Origin of the sequence: Candidatus Nanosynbacter sp. TM7-075, assembly GCF_022828255.1 — a bacterium.
In the GTDB taxonomy this organism is placed as follows: domain Bacteria; phylum Patescibacteriota; class Saccharimonadia; order Saccharimonadales; family Saccharimonadaceae; genus Nanosynbacter.
The window spans coordinates 352,879-372,361 of the sequence record NZ_JAJQJW010000002.1 but is presented as its reverse complement, the minus strand read 5'-3'; the positions used below and the strand labels follow the sequence as shown (position 1 = coordinate 372,361).

At 42.1% G+C, this 19,483-nt stretch carries 25 protein-coding genes and 2 tRNA genes; 7 read left to right on the top strand and 20 right to left on the bottom strand.

The window, feature by feature from the left end:
* Positions 1-2 precede the first annotated feature (2 nt).
* The 3 genes from LRM42_RS03475 to LRM42_RS03465 all read left to right on the top strand — a co-directional run bounded on the left by LRM42_RS03475 (position 3) and on the right by LRM42_RS03465 (position 712).
* Positions 3-78: transfer RNA gene (locus tag LRM42_RS03475), tRNA-Ile, on the top strand.
* An 88-nt stretch (positions 79-166) separates the two neighbouring features.
* Positions 167-592, top strand: a complete 426-nt coding sequence (locus LRM42_RS03470) for a hypothetical protein (protein WP_243816764.1) — start codon at positions 167-169, stop codon at positions 590-592.
* A gap of 43 nt (positions 593-635) precedes the next feature.
* Positions 636-712: transfer RNA gene (locus tag LRM42_RS03465), tRNA-Met, on the top strand.
* 378 nt (positions 713-1,090) lie between these two features.
* On the opposite strand, the gene LRM42_RS03460 is transcribed toward LRM42_RS03465, so the two are convergent.
* The 5 genes from LRM42_RS03460 to LRM42_RS03440 form a co-directional block, all read right to left on the bottom strand.
* Positions 1,091-1,507 (bottom strand): hypothetical protein, encoded by a 417-nt coding sequence (locus LRM42_RS03460; RefSeq protein ID WP_243816763.1) that lies wholly within the window; start codon positions 1,505-1,507, stop codon positions 1,091-1,093.
* A 25-nt stretch (positions 1,508-1,532) separates the two neighbouring features.
* The gene (locus LRM42_RS03455) at positions 1,533-2,495 is read right to left on the bottom strand and encodes an ADP-ribosylglycohydrolase family protein (protein ID WP_243816762.1); all 963 of its coding nucleotides are present in this window, start codon (positions 2,493-2,495) and stop codon (positions 1,533-1,535) included.
* 324 nt (positions 2,496-2,819) lie between these two features.
* Entirely contained in the window at positions 2,820-3,311 is a 492-nt protein-coding gene (locus LRM42_RS03450) for a hypothetical protein (protein ID WP_243816761.1), read from the bottom strand.
* Positions 3,312-3,447: 136 nt separating this feature from the next.
* Complete coding sequence (locus LRM42_RS03445) at positions 3,448-3,654, bottom strand: hypothetical protein (protein ID WP_082001355.1); 207 nt, start codon at positions 3,652-3,654, stop codon at positions 3,448-3,450.
* 67 nt (positions 3,655-3,721) lie between these two features.
* On the bottom strand, positions 3,722-4,387 hold the full coding sequence (locus LRM42_RS03440) for a hypothetical protein (protein ID WP_129634679.1): 666 nt from the start codon (positions 4,385-4,387) through the stop codon (positions 3,722-3,724).
* Between the two features lie 84 nt (positions 4,388-4,471).
* Here LRM42_RS03440 and LRM42_RS03435 point away from each other — a divergent pair, with 84 nt between their 5' ends.
* Complete coding sequence (locus tag LRM42_RS03435) at positions 4,472-5,722, top strand: UDP-N-acetylmuramate--L-alanine ligase (protein ID WP_243816760.1); 1,251 nt, start codon at positions 4,472-4,474, stop codon at positions 5,720-5,722.
* On the opposite strand, the gene LRM42_RS03430 is transcribed toward LRM42_RS03435, so the two are convergent.
* Positions 5,719-6,066, bottom strand: a complete 348-nt coding sequence (locus tag LRM42_RS03430; protein WP_243816759.1) for a nucleoside triphosphate pyrophosphohydrolase family protein — start codon at positions 6,064-6,066, stop codon at positions 5,719-5,721. The genes LRM42_RS03435 and LRM42_RS03430 overlap by 4 nt on opposite strands.
* A gap of 17 nt (positions 6,067-6,083) precedes the next feature.
* The gene (trmB, locus tag LRM42_RS03425; protein ID WP_243816758.1) at positions 6,084-6,725 is read right to left on the bottom strand and encodes a tRNA (guanosine(46)-N7)-methyltransferase TrmB; all 642 of its coding nucleotides are present in this window, start codon (positions 6,723-6,725) and stop codon (positions 6,084-6,086) included.
* A gap of 24 nt (positions 6,726-6,749) precedes the next feature.
* Here trmB and LRM42_RS03420 point away from each other — a divergent pair, with 24 nt between their 5' ends.
* On the top strand, positions 6,750-7,652 hold the full coding sequence (locus tag LRM42_RS03420) for a mechanosensitive ion channel family protein (RefSeq protein WP_243816757.1): 903 nt from the start codon (positions 6,750-6,752) through the stop codon (positions 7,650-7,652).
* Positions 7,653-7,655: 3 nt separating this feature from the next.
* Here the strand turns inward: LRM42_RS03420 and LRM42_RS03415 are convergent, their stop codons facing one another.
* The 4 genes from LRM42_RS03415 to LRM42_RS03400 are packed head-to-tail and all read right to left on the bottom strand — an operon-like array spanning position 7,656 to position 9,086.
* Positions 7,656-8,000, bottom strand: a complete 345-nt coding sequence (locus tag LRM42_RS03415) for a hypothetical protein (RefSeq protein WP_243816756.1) — start codon at positions 7,998-8,000, stop codon at positions 7,656-7,658.
* Positions 7,993-8,535 (bottom strand): hypothetical protein, encoded by a 543-nt coding sequence (locus tag LRM42_RS03410; RefSeq protein ID WP_243816755.1) that lies wholly within the window; start codon positions 8,533-8,535, stop codon positions 7,993-7,995. The genes LRM42_RS03415 and LRM42_RS03410 overlap by 8 nt, the downstream gene beginning before the upstream one ends.
* A 40-nt stretch (positions 8,536-8,575) precedes the next feature.
* Positions 8,576-8,845: a YtxH domain-containing protein gene (locus LRM42_RS03405; RefSeq protein WP_243816754.1), complete on the bottom strand. Its 270-nt coding sequence runs from the start codon at positions 8,843-8,845 to the stop codon at positions 8,576-8,578.
* A 19-nt stretch (positions 8,846-8,864) separates the two neighbouring features.
* Positions 8,865-9,086 carry a hypothetical protein gene (locus LRM42_RS03400; protein ID WP_129636661.1) on the bottom strand — a complete coding sequence of 74 codons (222 nt, stop codon included), beginning with the start codon at positions 9,084-9,086 and terminating at the stop codon, positions 8,865-8,867.
* A gap of 162 nt (positions 9,087-9,248) precedes the next feature.
* Between LRM42_RS03400 and LRM42_RS03395 the strand changes: the two genes are divergently transcribed.
* On the top strand, positions 9,249-9,782 hold the full coding sequence (locus LRM42_RS03395; protein ID WP_243816753.1) for a VIT1/CCC1 transporter family protein: 534 nt from the start codon (positions 9,249-9,251) through the stop codon (positions 9,780-9,782).
* Here the strand turns inward: LRM42_RS03395 and LRM42_RS03390 are convergent.
* The 5 genes from LRM42_RS03390 to LRM42_RS03370 are packed head-to-tail and all read right to left on the bottom strand — an operon-like array spanning position 9,729 to position 13,906.
* On the bottom strand, positions 9,729-10,517 hold the full coding sequence (locus tag LRM42_RS03390) for an N-formylglutamate amidohydrolase (protein WP_243816752.1): 789 nt from the start codon (positions 10,515-10,517) through the stop codon (positions 9,729-9,731). The genes LRM42_RS03395 and LRM42_RS03390 overlap by 54 nt on opposite strands.
* On the bottom strand, positions 10,507-10,755 hold the full coding sequence (locus tag LRM42_RS03385) for a hypothetical protein (RefSeq protein WP_243816751.1): 249 nt from the start codon (positions 10,753-10,755) through the stop codon (positions 10,507-10,509). Before LRM42_RS03385 ends, LRM42_RS03390 begins: the two co-directional genes overlap by 11 nt.
* Before the next feature lie 4 nt (positions 10,756-10,759).
* Entirely contained in the window at positions 10,760-11,035 is a 276-nt protein-coding gene (locus LRM42_RS03380) for a hypothetical protein (RefSeq protein ID WP_243816750.1), read from the bottom strand.
* A gap of 31 nt (positions 11,036-11,066) precedes the next feature.
* Complete coding sequence (gene aspS / locus LRM42_RS03375; protein ID WP_243816749.1) at positions 11,067-12,845, bottom strand: aspartate--tRNA ligase; 1,779 nt, start codon at positions 12,843-12,845, stop codon at positions 11,067-11,069.
* A 38-nt stretch (positions 12,846-12,883) separates the two neighbouring features.
* Entirely contained in the window at positions 12,884-13,906 is a 1,023-nt protein-coding gene (locus LRM42_RS03370; protein WP_243816748.1) for a CBS domain-containing protein, read from the bottom strand.
* A gap of 53 nt (positions 13,907-13,959) precedes the next feature.
* Between LRM42_RS03370 and LRM42_RS03365 the strand changes: the two genes are divergently transcribed.
* Positions 13,960-14,652 (top strand): DsbA family protein, encoded by a 693-nt coding sequence (locus LRM42_RS03365; protein WP_243816747.1) that lies wholly within the window; start codon positions 13,960-13,962, stop codon positions 14,650-14,652.
* Between the two features lie 351 nt (positions 14,653-15,003).
* Here LRM42_RS03365 and LRM42_RS03360 read toward each other — a convergent pair whose 3' ends face one another.
* The 4 genes from LRM42_RS03360 to LRM42_RS03345 form a co-directional block, all read right to left on the bottom strand.
* A complete protein-coding gene (locus tag LRM42_RS03360; RefSeq protein ID WP_243812189.1) occupies positions 15,004-15,924 on the bottom strand; it encodes a CorA family divalent cation transporter in 921 nt (306 codons plus the stop codon).
* A gap of 57 nt (positions 15,925-15,981) precedes the next feature.
* A complete protein-coding gene (locus tag LRM42_RS03355) occupies positions 15,982-16,896 on the bottom strand; it encodes a magnesium transporter CorA family protein (RefSeq protein WP_243816746.1) in 915 nt (304 codons plus the stop codon).
* A 76-nt stretch (positions 16,897-16,972) separates the two neighbouring features.
* Positions 16,973-17,923, bottom strand: a complete 951-nt coding sequence (gene arcC / locus LRM42_RS03350) for a carbamate kinase (protein ID WP_146555132.1) — start codon at positions 17,921-17,923, stop codon at positions 16,973-16,975.
* Between the two features lie 3 nt (positions 17,924-17,926).
* Complete coding sequence (locus tag LRM42_RS03345) at positions 17,927-19,471, bottom strand: YfcC family protein (RefSeq protein ID WP_243816745.1); 1,545 nt, start codon at positions 19,469-19,471, stop codon at positions 17,927-17,929.
* Between the last annotated feature and the right edge of the window lie 12 nt (positions 19,472-19,483).

Here is a 19,483-nt window from a genome sequence, read left to right as displayed (position 1 = left end):
ACGGGGGCGTAGCTCAGGGGTTAGAGCAGTCGGCTCATAACCGATTGGTCGCTGGTTCGATCCCAGCCGCCCCCACCACATTCTGAATTCGAATTTGATAATCATAAGATGAATATTTTTACCATTCCTGCTACAATATTATGTGGTAGATATTAAATTTGCAAAAATGAACAAATTAAAACTCAAACGATTAATTTACAGAATACAGCACGACTATTTGACCCTAAATAATGTCGTTATTGCTGCTGCGATTTTAATTGCTATGAGTTGGGCTTGGGGCTCCATTGAATCAATGCAAAAAAATTACGAATTGCAACGCTCTATCGACAACAAACGCCAGCAAGTGGAAATAGAAAAATTACAAGTCGCCTTGCTGGAATACGAATCGAAATATTATCAAAGCGAAGAGTATCAAGAATTAACTATTAGACAGCGCACGGGAAAAGGTCTACCTGGCGAAAAACAGCTCATCACCCAATCTTTCGAAAGCGCCACGCCTACACAAAAATTCACATCAAACACGAAACGGACTGACAGCAATTTCCAGCAATGGATGAACTTTCTATTTGGCGGCAATAGTCATAAACACTAAGGTGTTGCAATTATTGTGCTAAGCTGATATCATAATTATGTATCGCGGGGTAGAGCAGCCTGGTAGCTCGTTTGGCTCATAACCAAAAGGTCGTAGGTTCAAATCCTACCCCCGCCACCAAGAAAGGTTTTTCAGGCTCTGGAGAGCCTTTTTTGGTTGGTAGTATTCTGTAAAATACACTGATTTCACTGATTTCAAACCTATGGTTTTTATAGTCATATATCAACCCCCTGTGGGAATAATATGTTTTGGAACCTTGTCCTAGCGCTCGGCGAAGCCAGTACCCATTGTCTATCTACATCTCGCAAATCTCAAGAGCAACATCAATATCAGTCTCTCGTATTGCTTGCTGACGCTCTAGTCGCTGTAGCTAGTCGGCTATCATTGCCTTATCGTCATCATACGCATTTATTAGATCTGTTTTATCATACAACAATCCAAGCACAAAAAGTAGCAGTACCTAGCATGACTTATTTTGGCAAAAGATGATTCTAGGTTTTATCGCTCAGGGCGAGATAACTCTGCTTCAAGTCTACGAGATTCTTCGTCAAGGCGAGCCCGAGCAGAGTCTTTATCGTCATAGAATTCTGATTTTGTTTCAACATAATTACCTAAGCCAAAGGTTTTATAATAGATAACTTGATATCGCTTATCATCTAACTCCCATAGTTCAAGCGAAGTGTATAGGTCGTGCTTAATCACTCCACTCAGCCCTAGCTTATGCCGTAAATACCACTCACTAATCAGCGTTCCTTTGGGGATATTTGAGTGGTGGTTAGTTCCTTCTTTGGCGACTTTACCATTCTCAATAAGCGCCGCTAAGAATATTCCTCTTTCGCTTGGGTTAATATCCTTGTAGCTAAACTCTTTTGTGGCTAGTAGTTGCTGAGCGGTTTCTAATGTTATTTTGTTCATATAGTCATTCTCTTCCTAATTTGTATTAAGTCACATCTTCCTCAAACCGTGTATACAGGACAGAGCAATCGTCCATTGCGGCTAGGCTATCCGCTAGTTCAATAATATCATTCCCTTGATAAACATCACGCCGCCATTCGTTCGGTATTGCATCAAGTCCATAGTATGCACCAGCTAATTGTCCGTACACCGCCATAGTTGTATCGACGTCGCCGCCCAGACACATAACTGCCAATATTCCATCCTCAAATGTGTCATAGTTCATAAAGCCCCATAAAGCTATCTGGAGGGTGTATACAACATAACCCGGCTTATTCTTGAGCTTATCTGTCTCAACTCTCTCTTTTAGCTTGTTCAGCAGCTGGTCGTAGTGTGCGCCGGTACTATACTTACTAACATCTATAATATATGTTTTGTCTTTTAGATGGATAGCGTTGTGTAGTATGGCAGCAAATACTTCAGCAGCAGCTTCAGCCTCATAGGAGTAATGCGTTTCTCTAGCAGAGACTTGAGCAAGTCGTATCACGTCACGAATATCTCGTTTGCCGTAGGCAGCTATCACGACTGGTGCGAGACGCATTACAACGCCGTTGCCAGCACCATCGCTCCGATTCATCGTTTTGTGAACAATAGCGTAACCGCTAGCGTACATATCCAGCATGATAAGCGTCTGCATGCCGATACCCTCGCCATAATCAAAATACGAGCGGTAGCCCTCTGATTGCCATTTGCAATACTTATCCATAACGTTCCACGAATCATAGCCGCCGCATTCCAGCAAGCTATCTGCTAAACATAATGCCATAGAAGTGTCGTCTGTCCAGACGCCACGAGGAAAGTGTGCTTCATCGTGCATATGACGCAATTCTTCTTTACGACCAGCAATCTCATCACTTGTGTAACCGTGTTCAACAGGAGCACCGAGAGCGTCACCTATGGCTAAGCCGAGTAACATACCCTGGAGCTGTGCTTGAGAGTTTTTCTTCATTATTTTGATTATATCGTCAATCTCCTAAATAAGCGACCTCGATTAGCCCTTTGTAGCAATCTTAGTCTAACCCAACCGCGACATTTAGTGCTGATTTATGAATTTATCAGGCTGGATAACGTAAAAAGTAGTCAAGAGGATAATTTATTGATATTAACACATTCTGTTACGATATACTTTAATGGTGGTTAGGTATCTTTATTGAAGGGGTGGTCGCCTCTATTAAGCGTCTCCAGCTCAGAATCTCGCTACAGATATGGTTCCAATGTAGATGCACTTGGGTCACCAAGAAAAATCCCTCTTCATTCAGAAGGGGGCTTTTCTTTACGCATTATTATCTATGCAACCCTTATTCCAACCCGGACGCTTCTTGCCCGCTTTAGTCAGAGATGTGGCTGTGCGAACTTTTTTATAATCCAAAACATCACTTAGGACAGCCCCTCCTAATTTACCATACAGTTCACAATCAAGCTTAAGTGGACACGCTTCACAAGCATTCATAGCAAGTCTGCCAACTTCAGAAATATCACTACCCCTGTTTCTTTCTATGCGACGAGCTCGATCATAGTCGCCACGACCTCTATGACGTTCGGCAAAGCCAGCACGACGACGAATCCTGCCGAAAAGATCACACATCTCAACTATAATTCTATTTCTCTTCGTAAAATCTTCATCACTATAACTATTCGCATCAGGAACAAAATCTTCGCCCAAATAGTCCAACGGCACAACATTACCGTCCGAATCAACAACATCAATAACGCCCGCTCTGTTTGGTCTAGCAAGCTCCAACACTTCAACCGTCTTCGACTTCATATAGTAACTGTTATACCACAATATCCACAAATAATCAACCCCACAAAAAACTCCCCTGCTTTTTACAGAGGAGTTATGGCACCTGTTTGTTTGGTTCTACTATATCACCAAACGCGCTTATGGTGCAAGCAAAGGACTATTTTTTCTTAGAAATTGTCAAAAAGCCGTTGCGTGGGTTTTCTTTCACAATACGATCTTCTGGTAGATCACATGGTGTACCCTTTTCATTCTTCTCAACCTTAGCGAAGAAGTAAATAGTTTGAGTCTTGCCGCCGCGCAAAGTTACGTCAGTCTTGTGCAAGTAATATGTGATGCCCTTTGAGTTGGTATGTTTATAAGCCATTTGGTTATATACCTCCTATTAATGATATACCTATATAGATTACTATCTCTATATCACCCCTGTCAAGCTAAAAAAGCTTATTTCGTCGTCTAAGCATCAACTTTAACATCCCCAGAACAACCAACCTCATTACGATAATCATGGCAATAAATATCGTCACTAGCAAAGACCACCCCGCGTAATCAGCTGACCATATCGGCGAAACGAAGGTATGATAATATGGCTCGGTTGAAGGCGCTTCAAACTGCAAGTTAGTGGCTTTCGCGGCAGGATATTTCGCCCACTCCTCGTTAATACAATTGATGTACCTCGGATCCGCCTGTGTCGTAAATCGGCCGTAACCGCCTTGCTGTGCCCTAGCATCGCAGACAGCCCTAACCTTCGACACAGTGTCATTGTTAGACTGATTTTTTATCTCCTCCTCGAACTCTTTCAGCTTCCGGTCATACATTTGTTTATACGTATGATCCAGCGCAATCTTCCCCGGATCAGCATTCATGTGCGTAGATACATAACGCTGTAAATCGTATAGTCGCTGCTGAAGATTGACTATATCTCCAGCCTTATCTGCATTTTCTACAGATTCTCGTCGCTCGACCATACCAACATTATTCAGCCTCAAAAAAGTTGCCGAAATAAAACCAGACATAATCAATAAAATAACCAACTGCCAAGTCTTAATCTGACTGAGCCGCTTAATTCTAAACTTGGTTTTTTTCTTATCTATAGCCATCCCACCACCTTCTCTATAATTTTAGTATAGCAAATTATCCCAATGACGTGAATATTACTATCACTGCGGTGGTATAATATTTGTATGCGAATTTATTTTTCAGGAATTGGCGGCGTTGGCATCGGACCACTAAGTAGAATTGCTTTAGAGGCTGGGTATGACGTTTGCGGCTCCGACAAATCACCAAGTCTTATCACAAACGAATTAGAATCAGCCGGAATTCCTATTTCTTTTGATCAATCTGGCGCGTTCTTGCAGTCAGAACACGATAAATCACCATTTGACTGGTTTATTTACACCGCTGCTTTACCGGAAAATCACCCAGAATTAGTCTTGGCGCGAAAATTAGGCATAAAAACCAGCAAACGTGACGAGTTACTAGCGCAAATAATCGCCGATAAAAACCTGAAGCTTATCGCGGTCGCTGGTACTCACGGAAAAACCACAACAACGAGTATGCTAGTCTGGACAATGGAGCAATTGCAAATTCCTGTCAGTTATTCTGTGGGTTCAACTTTAAGCTTTGGGCCAAGCGGAACATTTGATAAAAATAGCCAATTTTTCGTATACGAGTGTGATGAATTCGACCGCAACTTTTTGCATTTTTCTCCAGAAATTAGCCTCATCACATCTGTTGACTACGACCATCCAGACACATATCCAACAAAAGAATCTTACTTAGACGCCTTCCGCGAGTTCGGCGAAAAATCTAAAAAAGTTATCGCGTGGCAAGAAAGTTCCACCATATTTGATGAAAAAAATCTAACAATCTTGCACGATTCCAATAAAAATATCACTCTACCCGGCGAGCATAACCGAAAGAACGCTACTTTGGCGATTGAAGCTTTGAAGCATATGGGAGTAGACACGGAGGAATCAGAAATATACCAAGCAATAAATTCCTTCCCTGGATCAGGACGACGTTTTGAAAAGCTCGCCGAAAATCTATATTCTGACTATGGACATCACCCGGTTGAAATTCAAGCGACATTACAGATGGCTAAAGAGTTGTCAGACGATGTAGTTCTGGTTTATCAGCCACACCAAAATGTTCGCCAGCACGAAATAATCGGCCAATACACTAATGATATTTTCCATGATGCCAACGAAATTTACTGGCTGCCAACTTACTTAACTAGGGAAAATCCAGATTTACCAACCTTGACGTCACAACAACTTGCTAAAAATATCGATAAAGAAAAAGTTCATTTTGCCGAATTAGACGATAATTTATGGCAAGAAATAACCGCGGCAAGGAACTCTGGAAAACTCGTCCTGTGTATGGGCGCCGGCACAATCGACGGATGGATTCGCGAGCAATTAGCTAAAAATTAGCGATCATCGCCGCTGCCGTGAATCTTCCCCCGACTCTGGCGACTGAGCAGTTTGTCGTTGTTTCTGCGAGCCACTTCTTCCAGACTACAGTCAAGCAAATGAGCCACAGAATTAACATACCATAACACGTCACCGAGCTCTTTTATTATTGCGTCGCGGTCATTCTCCGAGATCTCGCCATTTTTATCACGTAAAATTTTCTTAAACTTCTCCATAACTTCGCCAGATTCGCCACTTAATCCCAATATCTGTGCCATCAATCTCGCGTCAACATCGCCATATTTATGAGAATCTTTATCTGTTAAAGTAGAAATTGCTTTAGTTGAATAATCGTTAAATTGCATAATATTCCTTTCGTTTATTAGCGGGTAGTTCTTGCGAAATTAATAGTTTTTCCTTCGCCAATCCACCTTTGTTCGTAAGTCGTCATTATTTTATATTCGTCATTTAGCGCGGATTCATGAAGATCAAAACTCAACTCTTTAATTTGCCATTTTTCTGCCACCAATTGCTCCAAGCTCCAACAGAAAAAATTATGATCGTCGTGTTTGATTAATAAAGATCCGTCCGATTTTAACAATGAAGAATACTTCTTCAAAAAATTAGGATGAGTCAAGCGACGCCCAGCGCTATGCTTCCTCGGAAACGGATCAGGAAATGTTACCCAAATTTGTTCCAAAGAATTCTGCTCTGCTAATTGGTCTATTTGGTCAGCCCGCGCTCGAACAAAAAACACATTCTCCAGCCCTTTTTCTTCGGCAATTTTCGCACCCTTTTGTAATCGATCACCTTTCACGTCAATTGCTAAAAACGTTTTTTCGGGATGACGCAATGCAAGCTCCACGCTGAATAGTCCAGTTCCAGCACCGATTTCCAAACAATCGACTTTCCGCTTTATCCACTCGTCAAACTCAAAACATAGAGGTGAGTTGTGGAATAAAGCAAATTTATACTTCTTACGTTTTCTGGTAATAATAAATTGATTCGGATCGACAAAACTCATATTTTCTATTATACTAAATCAATAATGGATAAGCTTATAAAACAGTTCTTAGATTCTTCTACGTTAGGTCAATGGTTGCATGGCAATAACTTTGGCTGGCTAATTAGTGAGCGCATTATTGACACAGTCAGCATTATTATCGGCTCTGTTTTTGTTTATTTTCTGGGGAAATATTTATTATCTTGGACTATACATTATTCTATACGCTCCACCGCCAAACATCGTTCCTGGCACCGTAAAGACATAGAAAAGCGCGAAAAAACTCTCATCCAATTAACTCGCAGTTTCTGGCAAATTATTATAATTTTCTATGTCGCCGCAATTGTCGCCAATAAACTATTCCTATTTGATTTATCGCCGCTATTCGCTAGTGCTGGTATAATCGGTGTGGCGTTAGGATTTGGCGCTCAATCGCTCGTTAAGGACTTCTTGTCTGGTATTTTCATCATCGCCGAAAATCAATATCGTGTTGGCGATGTCGTTGACGTAATGGGAGCTGCTGGAACCGTCGAAAGAGTTGGTACTCGCACTACTGTTATACGAGATTCCGAGGGTAATGTTCATTATGTTCCAAATGGCACAATTCAGCACGTTATAAATAAAACTATGGGCTATAGTATGTCGCGCTTCAGTATTTATATTGACCCAAGTTCTGACATTTCTGCAGTTACAGACATCATTAACGCCACCGGTCAAGAATTGGCTAAAGAAAAGGCTTGGCAAAAGAAAATTATCGATCCGCCTAAATTTGTTTCCGTTGGTGATATTACTGGACGAGGAACAGAATTGATCATTGCCGGAAAAACTCAGCCATCCGATCAGTGGTCTGTTACCTCTGAAATGCGACATCGATTGTTACAAAACTTTGATCGCGAAGGAGTTCTTCTGGCGACTCTGCCGACCCCAACCTCAATAACCAGAAGATAAAGATTAATTGTTAGATAAACCCAATTCTTTATCGCTCAACACATCATTAGAAAACGCTTTAATCTTATTAACGTTCTCTACTTCTTTATTATAAATTCCCAAAAATTCCTTCAATGTATCCTTATTTACTGTGCCTTGCGCGTCAAATTCGTGACTTTTTTCATTCGCATCCTTGCTAATTTGCTTGCGGCGAGAAGCGTATTCTGGACGACTCAAATCCAATCGATAAGCGTCAGTCTTGTAATACATAAACATTGCAATCGATACTAGTAAAACCGAGGCCGCAATAGTCAGCCCAATAAACGTAGCGAATTTATAGCTACGAAATAATTCCTTAGCCCTATTCATTAGAACCTCCAGACAGCGAATTTTTAATAGCTTGCACTTCTTCTTTATACCTCACTAACAATTCATCCAATATCTTCACATCCTCAGAAAGTTTATTACGAGCCTCGCGAGCGACGGTCAATTTTTGATAATAGTCCGCCACATTATTAGAGCAATTTGCACGCTGAAGATCAGTCATAGCAGTATCGTAATCGTTGTAATTGCTATTAAACTTAAGTCTCGTCGACTCGAACTCATTAGTAATGTTCACTAACTTTGAGCTATCCAGCTTATTGATTGCCAATCGACCGTTCAGCCTGGCCATAAGTTTGGTAGAAATAGAATTATATCTCTGTCCAACGTTTACCCTAGTTAGAGCGTCATTGGTATGGATGTTTTTAATAGTAACTCTTACGGAACTACAATTTCGCTCAAGCGTTTTTATAATCTCAGAATCAGCCGTAGCATCGACAGACTGAGCCTCAACTGCCCGTGGCGTCACTAACAAACTAGAAGCAATCAAAAAAGACGCGAGATAGAAAGTAACTTTTTTCATCACTTATATTATCTCACGTCTTCTTGAATAGAGTCAAATATTACTTGAAACGTTTTTCGACGTTGCCCTTAACATCTTTTGCGGTTTCTACTACAGCGTCTCCAACTTTCTGAGAGCCAGCTTTCAATGAGTCTACACTGTCTTTAGCTGCAGCGGTCGCTTTGCAAGCCACCTTTTCAGTGTCGGCTTTCATTTTTGCAGCTTTATCCTTCAAGCCTTTCCTTGTTTCCTTGCCGCTCTTTGGTGCAGTTAAAATTCCAGCTGTAAAACCTGCTGCTACTGCTCCGATAATTGCTAAAACTTTTTTCATATATTTACTCCTTTTTTAATTATTTTTTACGAAATAAACCTGATATTTCACTAAAAACTTTTGTTGGCGACAACCACTCAGTCGCACTAGCTACGTTAGTTGTAATTTTACTAACGCTTTTCATGACCGTATTAAGTCTTACCAACAAGGCTATGACCACTGCCAGTAGCGTTACGATAATAACCGACAACAATCCTACGATGATTGATAATAAAACGATGGCTGTTTGGATATCTTCCACGCTTTACCTTTCTGCAAAAGTTTATATTTGTTATGTTTATTTTAGCATGCTTGTTAAATTGTTTGTATTAGATAATCTAACTATTTCACTATAGCATAAGCTTATTAAATTGTCAATAGAGATGTCCGCTAATCGTTAATAATATGATAAACTGGTATGGTTATGCGAGATTTTTTCAAACGATACATACCGGAATTTGTTTATGGCGCGGTTGACGGCACAGTAACGACATTTGCAGTCGTGGCGGCTTCAGCCGGTGCTGGAATATCCAGTTCAGTAATTCTTATATTAGGAATTGCTAATTTAATAGCCGACGGATTCTCAATGGGCTCTAGCGCATATTTGGCAGCAAGTGCAGAACACGAAGAGTCTGTTCGCGACAGCCAAAAACGCTCATCCCCAAAGATCATAGGCGCAGTAACATTCTTAGCTTTCGTGGTAGTCGGTAGCGTGCCAGTATTGCCATATTTGATTGACGTAATTGCAAGCTTAAAAGCGCCAAACGCGGCGTTATTCTATGTTAGCTCGGCGCTAACTGCGGCAATGTTCTTAGCAATTGGCTTCATCAAAGGTAAAGTCAGCAAACAATCACCTTGGCAATCTGCAGGTATCACGTTACTTCTTGGGGTAATTGCGGCAGGGCTAGCCTACTTTGCGGGCGACATTTTGGCGGCATGGCTGGGGATTAGGATTTAGATTTTCTGCGATAAAATTTATTATTTTATCTATATTACACACAGCATTTTCGCTTACCACATCACCATCCAAATAGACACGCCTATTGATTTCCAACATCACCGACTGTATCTTCGGATTTTCATCGTAATAAAATTCCATCGGAACCAGCGCCCCAGAATACGGATAATTTAACTCACAACTATATCCCATTTTTTCAATATATGTTTTCAATTTTGATGCATTGTCTTTACCGAACCATTTTTCATCATAGCCAAGGCAAATATCAGGTAAATTCTCCGTCCAGCCAAACAATCTTCGCACCAATTCATCGCTATAACTATGAATATCAATAATCACACACGATCCATATTGATCAACAATTTCCCTACTCAATGCGTTTAGCTGTTTGTGATGTAAGTCATATGATTTGCCCAAAATCTCTTCGCGACGGGATGATCCTATTTTGCGATATTGCGTACCGTCAGATAAATGTGTATAAATCGCTCCCATACCCAGCTTAGCCATCGACTCAGCTTCGTCATCGCGAAACCTCTCGACGTCACAATATAGCCGCGAATATTTAGCTATAATTTTATGGCTATCTATATTTTTAACAAGCTCATCAACTTTATAATCAGCAATGAAACGCAATTCTCTCTCGATAATCTCTTTATCTATCGTAATATCACGCCAAAAATCAGGCGGCAAGCACAACGAGGCGTGAGGAATGTGAAGAATAATATTACAGCGCATTACCAATCAGCTCTTCTCTGTATTGATAAGCTTCATCGTATGGAAAATATGGCACACTCTCTGCGAATTCGTCAGCATTATTAAGCGACATTATTTGCCTATGCAACATAAAGTAAACGGCCGGTCTGCCGAACTTAGAATAATTCCAGTTGTGTGGTGCATATTCGTCCATAAACTGCACAGCCGCTACAGCTATAAATCCATATTTAGTATATTTATTGCATAATACTTGACCCATACAGTCAAGCTTCACCCCCCCCCAGAGATATAGCTGCTGGAATCATGGTATCCAAAGACTGCCTCACTGGATTCTGTTTAGAATTAAAAACACTAACTATATCACCATCCTTAATGGCAAACCCAGCATAGCTATTATGCATGAGTATTGTATGATTCATATTTGCATAGTCATCTATCGAGTACTCGGACAAAAAACACTTCCTTTCATCACCCAGCATTGATTGATTTATCGCTACATGGAATTCCTCGGCAGTAGCATATCTTAGTTTATCGTTCATTGTATAATATATACTATACTTTGCTACTAATTTACAAACCCAATTCGCGCAACTGAGCGGGATCGACAACCGATGGTGAATTCATCATCACATCCACACCAGAGCCATTCTTTGGAAATGCCAGAGTCTCGCGAACGTTTTGCTCATCGGTCAATTCCATCAAAATACGATCAACACCAAAAGCACATCCTGCGTGAGGCGGAGCGCCGTATTTGAAAGCGCCTAGCATAGCACCAAACTTTTCTTCAACATAAGACTCGCTGAAGCCCAGCAGACCGAACACTTTATAAAGCACCGCTGGGTTATGATTACGAACACCACCAGAACAAATTTCATAACCGTTCATCACCATGTCAAATTGATCAGCGACAATGGATAATTTTTCGGCGTCAGTTTCAGCAGACTCCAGAGCTTGCAAACCACCCTTTGGCATACTGAACGGATTATGACCAAAATCAAGTTTTTTACTTCGCTCATCCCATTCATAAAACGGAAAATCAATAATCCAAGCAAACGCCACGACCGATGGGTCCTTAAGATTAAAGTGCGAGGCAAATTCATTACGCAAGCGCCCCAATACCGCGTTAACAACCGAGCGAGAATCAGCGCCAAAGAACACTGCATCGCCATCAACCGCACCAGTTTTCTGTTGGATGTCAGCCAATTCCTTCTCACTCAAGAATTTCGCAATTGGAGATTTCGCCTCGCCGTCTTGATATGTAATGTACGCCAAACCACCAGCGCCTTCACTTTTAGCGATATTAGTGAAATTGTCAATTTGTTTGCGACTCAAACTTGCGCCATTTTTTACGCAAATAGCCTTAACACATTCAGCATTTTTAAATACGCCAAACTCAGTCTCCGAGAACACGTCCGTCAGCTCTATCAATTCCATACCAAATCGCAAATCCGGCTTATCAGAACCGTAAGTTTCCATGGCGTCGCGATACGAAATTCGCGGAATTGAACTGCCATCACCAACCGCCAAATCGCTCAAATCCAACAATTTTTTACCAGCAAAATCAGTTGCCAGTTGCTTCATCAAAGGCTCAACTTCAGCGCGAACTTCTTCGCCATTTTCAGCAAAACTCATCTCCAAATCAAGCTGATAAAACTCGCCATACAAGCGATCTGCTCGCGGATCTTCATCACGGAAACAAGCAGCCAACTGATAATAACGCGGCACACCGCCAACCATCAGCAGCTGCTTAAACTGCTGTGGAGCTTGTGGCAAGGCGTAAAACTTCCCTTCCTGCAAACGACTCGGAATCAGAAAATCACGCGCACCCTCAGGACTTGAATTAGCCAAAATTGGCGTTTGAATTTCAATAAAATCTCGATCGTCCATATATTCATGGATTCGACGATACATTTCAGCACGTTTTTTAAGCATGTTTTGCATTTTTGGACGACGCAAATCGAGATAACGATACTTGAACCTTAGTTCTTCGCCAGCTTGATTATCCTCGGCAAATGGCTGAATTGGCAAAGTTTCAGCTCGGTTCAAAATCTCCAAATTGTCCACAACAATTTCCACATCACCACTGGCAATATTCGGATTTTTCAGACCTTCACCACGCTCCGCAACCACACCACAAGCACGAACCACAAACTCATCTCGCAAGCTTTCCGCCAAAGAAAAAGCATCTTTTTTATCAGGGTTAATAACCAACTGAACCAAACCCGTGTGGTCACGCAAATCAATAAAAATCAATCCGCCATGATCACGCCTGGAATGAACCCAGCCCGCAACTGTAATATCCTCACCAACTTTTTTAGAAGTTTCTGCCGCCAAAATTCTATTTTTCATATCTGTTATTATAGCATAATCTGGTCAAATTCCCAGAATTAAACATCTCGACGAGTTTTTGTGGGCAAATTATTTTTCTGCGGATTAGCCGTGGCAGCTTTACGGAGATCTCCATAAACATCATATTCGTCAATGATTTTCTGACCTAATAGCGCTTCAATTACGTCTTCTAAACTCAGTAAACCAACTGTTTCTCGAAACTCATTTACAACAATAAACAAGTGATGCTGCGTTTTCAAAAATGCAGCTAAGGCGTGCTGTAGAGTTTGATTTTCGCGAATATAATAGACCTCTTTACCCATGGTTGTTTCCGCACGATGAGATTTTGATTTGCGATCAATTGTCAACAAATCCTGAATTCTCAGCATACCAACAACATGGTCAATGTCGCCGTCAATGACAGGAAATCTGCTATACCCCTTTTTATGAAGATCATCAAGCACTAGCGGCCCAAGGAGTTCATCCATAGGTACCGATTCAATCATGCTTCGCGGCGTCATAATTTCCTCGACCTTCATATCATTGAAATTCAGTCCGTTAGTAATAAGCTTTTTCTCAGAAGATGAAATCGCTCCGCTGGATTGAGCCACCATTTCCAGCAATTCTTCTTTCGACTCAATCACCTGACTATCACCAACCACTGGCGACACCGAACGGATTAGCGACAAAATTACTTGATGTCGCTCAATTGTCGTTAAAATTAGCGGTTCGTATTTTTCATAAAGTTGCTGTGAGTATTTCTGCCACAAGCTAATTCGCGCAACAGCTCCGATTTCTAGGGCTATTATAATTGACAAAATAAGCCCAGCCGCCCAATTGAATAAATAAACGCTAATAACGCTTAAAATTACCAAACACAAAGAAGCCACAGCGCGTTGCAGTGAAATAATATCTCGTAAAAATTCTCTTTGTCGCAAAAGAATTTTAGCCTTTTCATCGCCTAGCCCACTTCTCCGCCGTAGCTCAAATTGGCTATGCGAAGACGTTTTCGGCTGAACTCCCAGCACTATCAGTAAAACCGCCAAAGTAGCCAAATATCCAAAAATTAGCACAATCGTCATAGTTTTATTGTACCGCATTCCGTGCTATACTTACTAGAGTAAATGGAGGTAAAATGAATAAGAAAAGCTGGATAATTTTCGCAATTATTGTAGTGGCGATTGTTGGTGGAATGATTTATATTTCTACACAAAATCGACTAAATATTAGCGATATCAATAACGATCAGCTGAACACGGCTATCAGCGCAGAATCAAGAAATGGTAATATCGCGGATCATGAAATTGGTAGTAAAGACGCCAAAGTGACAATTATCGAGTACGCCGACTATCAATGCCCTGGCTGTGGTACCGCTGCACCAAAAGCCGAAGCGCTAGCTAAAAAATACAAAGATCACGTTCGATTAATTTTCCGCAATTTCCCAATTGCTAGTTCACACCCTAACGCACGAGCTGCCGCTGCCGTGGCTGAAGCTGCCGGCTTGCAAGGTAAATTCTGGGAAATGAATGAGCTTCTATATGCAAATCAGGACGCTTGGAAAAACGCCAACACTACAGAACGCGACAACATTTTCAAATCTTATGCTGAACAATTGAAGCTTAATATCGATCAATATAAAACCGATATTGCCAGCAACAAGGTTAAAAATAAAATCGACTTCGATATGGCTCTCGGTCGCAAGCACGGCGTTGCCGCAACACCAACTTTCTACATAAATGGAAAAAATACTGAGATGGACAGCTCTGGCTCAATCGAATCATCAGTCAAGGAGGCCTTGAAAAAAGCTGGCGTTGAAGTAAAAGATTAACGTATTTTCACACAAACCAAAATCCCGCTCCGGTGCCTTGGAGCGGGATTTGTTTATAGTCGTCCCTATTCTATCATTGGATCGACTGCACTCTTTTTATTGTGCTATGTATGTTTGCCATTCGGCAGGCACCACATCCACCGCGATCTTTTTGCGCCTTGATGGCACAAATTTGATTGCTATTGGCATGTGTTTTGCACTCCTTATTATTATGTGCAGCCCCACGCGCTTCGACCTTTATCACTTAATATCAGCAATTTAATGCTTCGGCGCGAGACATGCTAACAATGTTACCAAACGCTTATTGGTACGTCAAGCAAAAACATTTTGAAAATGCTTATTATATCTATATTAGAATAAGCGGAGTCGCTTAGCAACAAACATAACAAGTAAAATCAACAACACCGTAAAACTGGTGATAACCGGGTACGCCCAAGGCTCGCCCTGAAATGGTAACGCGATATTCATTCCATACATTCCGTAAAAAACGTTTGGAATAGCCAGAAGAATTGTTATGGCGGTCAATGCCTTCATACGTTGGTTCAGCGTATTATTAGCAACTGTCGAATAAGCGTTTTGGATACTGGAAATTGTGTGCGTGCTGGAACTGATCGCCACTAGAACTTGTCTAATATGTAGGTCAACATCCTCCAATGCTTCCAGATCTCTGGTCTTAAATAAATGGCGACGGTTTTCCATCAGTTGCGTAATGACGCGGGACATCCCTTCCAGACTGCTTCGATATTCATTGAGCGTATCTTCAATTGCCACAAATTTAATAAAATCCGAATTCTCAACTTCATGACGACTTAGTCGCCGGCGAGCATCGCTAATTTGCTCCGTTAACAAGTGTACGCGCTGTTCATATTGAGAAATAATATACGCCAAATTCGCAGCAAAAACTCCCGCCGGACGCTCGGTTGTACTAAATAAATAATCGCTAACCTCCAGAGGTGAAAATTTAACATGAGGCGATATTGTAATATAATGACCGCCGCTAATTGCAATCAAAAACGGTGCCGTTTTGCCAGAATCAGTTTGACCAAATGGTATGCGTGTAAAAATATATTCAACGCCATCGGAAAACTCCGCTCGAGGCAATTCGTGGATGTCCAGTACGTCACGGACAATATTAGCAGACAACGACAAAGCCTTTGAAACTCGAGTAACATCAAGACTTCCAGTCAAATTAATCCAACCGTTTTTATGCATTCGTTGAGCTTGCGTCAACTTTTCAGTCAACGATCTGCGTTCAAAATAGCCCACCATCATGAGAAAATTATAATATACATAAGCGATATTAGCAATCTGTCGAATTGCAATTAAACTTTAGCGGCGGCGCAGGAAATAATAGCCCACAACAAATGCCAGCACTACACTAACTGCGGTAATCGCCCAAAACATCAATGGATTATCAGCACCTGGAACCGGCACGTTCATACCATACAAACCAGCGATCATCGTCGGAATAGTCAAGGCTACGGTAATTACGGTTAGCAGGCGAATCGTCTCATTAAGACGCGTATCCATCACCGCCCTATAGCTGTCGCGCACATTAGTAATCGTCCTCAATAAACTTTTACAACGCGCAATCACCTGCTCCAAATCAATCGAGATATCCTCAACGTCTTCCTTATCATCAGCTTTTAGTCGCAACTTCTGAGTCGCCAAAAGTCTCTCAATTGCCCAGTTCATCGGAATTAGCGCGTCAAGATAATCATTCAATTTGCGCTCATACTCCGCCAGAGTGGCAATATCATTAACTCTCAGTGTATGAATGCTGTCCGTAGCCGCTCGCATTTGGCGATTAATCGTTGCCACACGCCGCTGATATTGCATTGAAATTGCCTCAACCATCGCCACCAAAAGCTCAACTTGTCGATCCGTTCTAATTCGCACCTTATCAATAAACGGCTGCCACAATCGCCCTAAACTATCTCTGGACAATGTTACAATATGATCTTTATTGATACAGAATAAAATTGGCGTGGTAAAATCGTTAAAATCGTCGTCAGTGTCCGGCAATCGCGCAATCAAATAAGTCCACTCGTCATCAAACTCAATACGTGGCACCTCATGCGGATCAAGTGCATCACTTATCAAATCCTCGTCCAAACCCAGCGTCAACAATTGCGAAACCTCTTCGTCGCTCGGCCTTTCGCAGCGCACCCACGAACCAGACTGCAAATTTTCTTGCGAGCTAATTATTGAATCACTATTTGTTGAACGAAGATATTGCAACATAATTTCATATTATAAAATAAAACATACATAAACACAAGAAGCTCCTGTGCCATTCACAGGAACTTCTTGATTTTTATTACGATTTAACTATAGTGCCTGCCGAGCCGCTAATGGCTTCAGCGGTTTTATCCAGCGAAGTAATGATCGCCGTACGCCCCGACTTCCCGCCCAGGAACGACAAGGCAGCCTGAGTTTTTGGCAACATCGAACCTGCTGCAAATTGCCCATCGTCAATGTGTTTTTGGAGCTCTTCTATTGAAACTTCCCCGAGAGATTGCTCATCTGGTTTGCCAAAATTAATTTTAGCAGCATCAACCGAAGTCAAAATCAGCAAAGTGTCAGCATCCAAAAGATCTGCTAACTTCGCCGCGCCGAAGTCCTTATCAATGACCGCAGCGACGCCTTTTAATTGACCGGTTTCGTCTTGCAGAACAGGAATGCCGCCGCCGCCAGTTGAAACGACCGTCACGCCAGCATGAACCAGCGCCTTAATCACATCGGCCTCAACAATCGTCTGAGGTTTTGGCGAAGGAACGACACGCCGCCAGCCGCGACCAGCGTCTTCTTTTACCGTGTAGCCGCGTTCACTAGCGACGGTTTTTGCCTCGTCTTCCGAATAGAACGGACCAATTGGCTTGGTTGGATTTTGGAATGCTGGATCGCTCAAGCTAACAATTGTTTGAGTTATAACGCTAACAGCGCGATTGTTCATTTGATTAACCATAAAGGCGTCATGAAAAGCCTGTTGCAGCCAAAAGCCAATCAATCCCTGACTCATAGCGCCAGAATCTTCCAGCGGCAAGCTCGGCACATCTGGCGTGTTAATCGCCTCTTCGTGCAACACAATATTGCCAACCTGAGGACCATTGCCATGAACAATTGCTACGTTATGACCGGCTTGGATTAACGGCAAAAGTTGACGAACCGTTTCATCGGCTACTCGTTGTTGTTGCTCAGACGCGGCTTCGCCCTGCCGTTGCAGGGCGTTACCACCGAGCGCTACTACAATAGTACGCTTCTTATCCATAGGCTACAGTGCTCCGAAAATTGCAATAACTGTAATGCTGATAATAGCAAATACTGCCATAATTGGAGCTGAACGTTTTAGCCAGTCGCGATATGAAACGCCAGCCAAGGCCAATCCACCCATCAATGACGCGATAGTTGGAGCCATCATGTTGATCAAGCCAGACGCTGTCGCAAATGCGGCAACCATAACTTCTTTGCTTGAGCCAACCAAGTCAGCAATTGGCGCAATAACTGGCATAGTTGCTGCCGCCAAACCTGATGATGACGGAACGATAAATGACATTGGCAAATAGAATAGATATGCCAACACACCGACAACACCGCCACCAGCATCTTTCAGGAGAGATTCACCCCAGCTGATGATTGTGTCCTGGATTTCGCCATTAGACATCACCACAGAAACACCTGTTGCCACCGCGATAATCAGAGCAACCGGCAAGATGTCTTTCACACCGTCGATAAATGTATCAACTGGGAAAACACCCTCTTTCTTAAATTCTTTGTAGTAAATTGCGGTTATTACAATTGTTGAAATTAGGAATAGTGCAGTAATTTCATTGAAATACCAATCGCCAAATGCCGCACTGTGGACTACACCAAGCACTGCGCCAATAACCGGCAAACCTGCAGCCCATTCAAACATGTCGGCGAAGAGTGTGATATTCCAACTTCCCCATGGAATCAAGGAAAGAATCATTAGCACAAATGTAATAGCAAACACAGACATAACAACTTTTCGCGGACCAGTGAATTTTGGTACGTTTGTCATGTCAAGAGCAGCCGTAGCTGGCTTGTAGCGAACGTCTTCCTTGTACTTGCCGGCCTTCACTTTTGCAGCGTAACGCATAGTAAAGATAATCGCGGCAATTAGACAAAGAACCAAGATGATCGACATGATTGGAATAACGCTACCTAATTTCACGTCTGCGGTTTTTGCTGCAACACCAGTAGAGAATGGGTTAATTGTCGAGCCGAGCACACCAGTACCAGCACCCAACACGATAACCATCACACCAGTCATGGCATTATAGCCAGCAGCAATCATCATCGGTATGACGAGCGCGTAGAACGCCACAGTTTCTTCTTGCATACCGTAAGTAGTACCACCGATAGCGAATAAAATCATCAGAATCGGGATGAGCCACTTTTCCTTGCCCTTCATCTTTCGAAGCAGCGCGCCAAGAGAAGCGTCAAGCGCACCAGTTTTCATGGTGACGCCTAAGAATCCACCAAGCACCATCACGAAGACGATGACATCAAGCTTGTCTGACATACCTTTAATAGGTGCAGTAAAGACGTCCCACAAACCTTGCTGGTCGTGTTTTTTGATCTCTTCCTTTTTACCGTCTTTTTCTTCCGTGACGGTTCGATCTTTATCGACTACGTGATACGAATTAGCTATACGATCGCCATCTTCGTTCGTCTTATATAGTCCAGAAGGAACAACCCACGTCAATGCCGCCATAACGATGATCACGACAAACAAAATAGTAAACGCCGACGGTGATCGAAGCTTCTGCTTTGCTTTTTTAATTTTTTCTACCATTGCCTCGGAGCC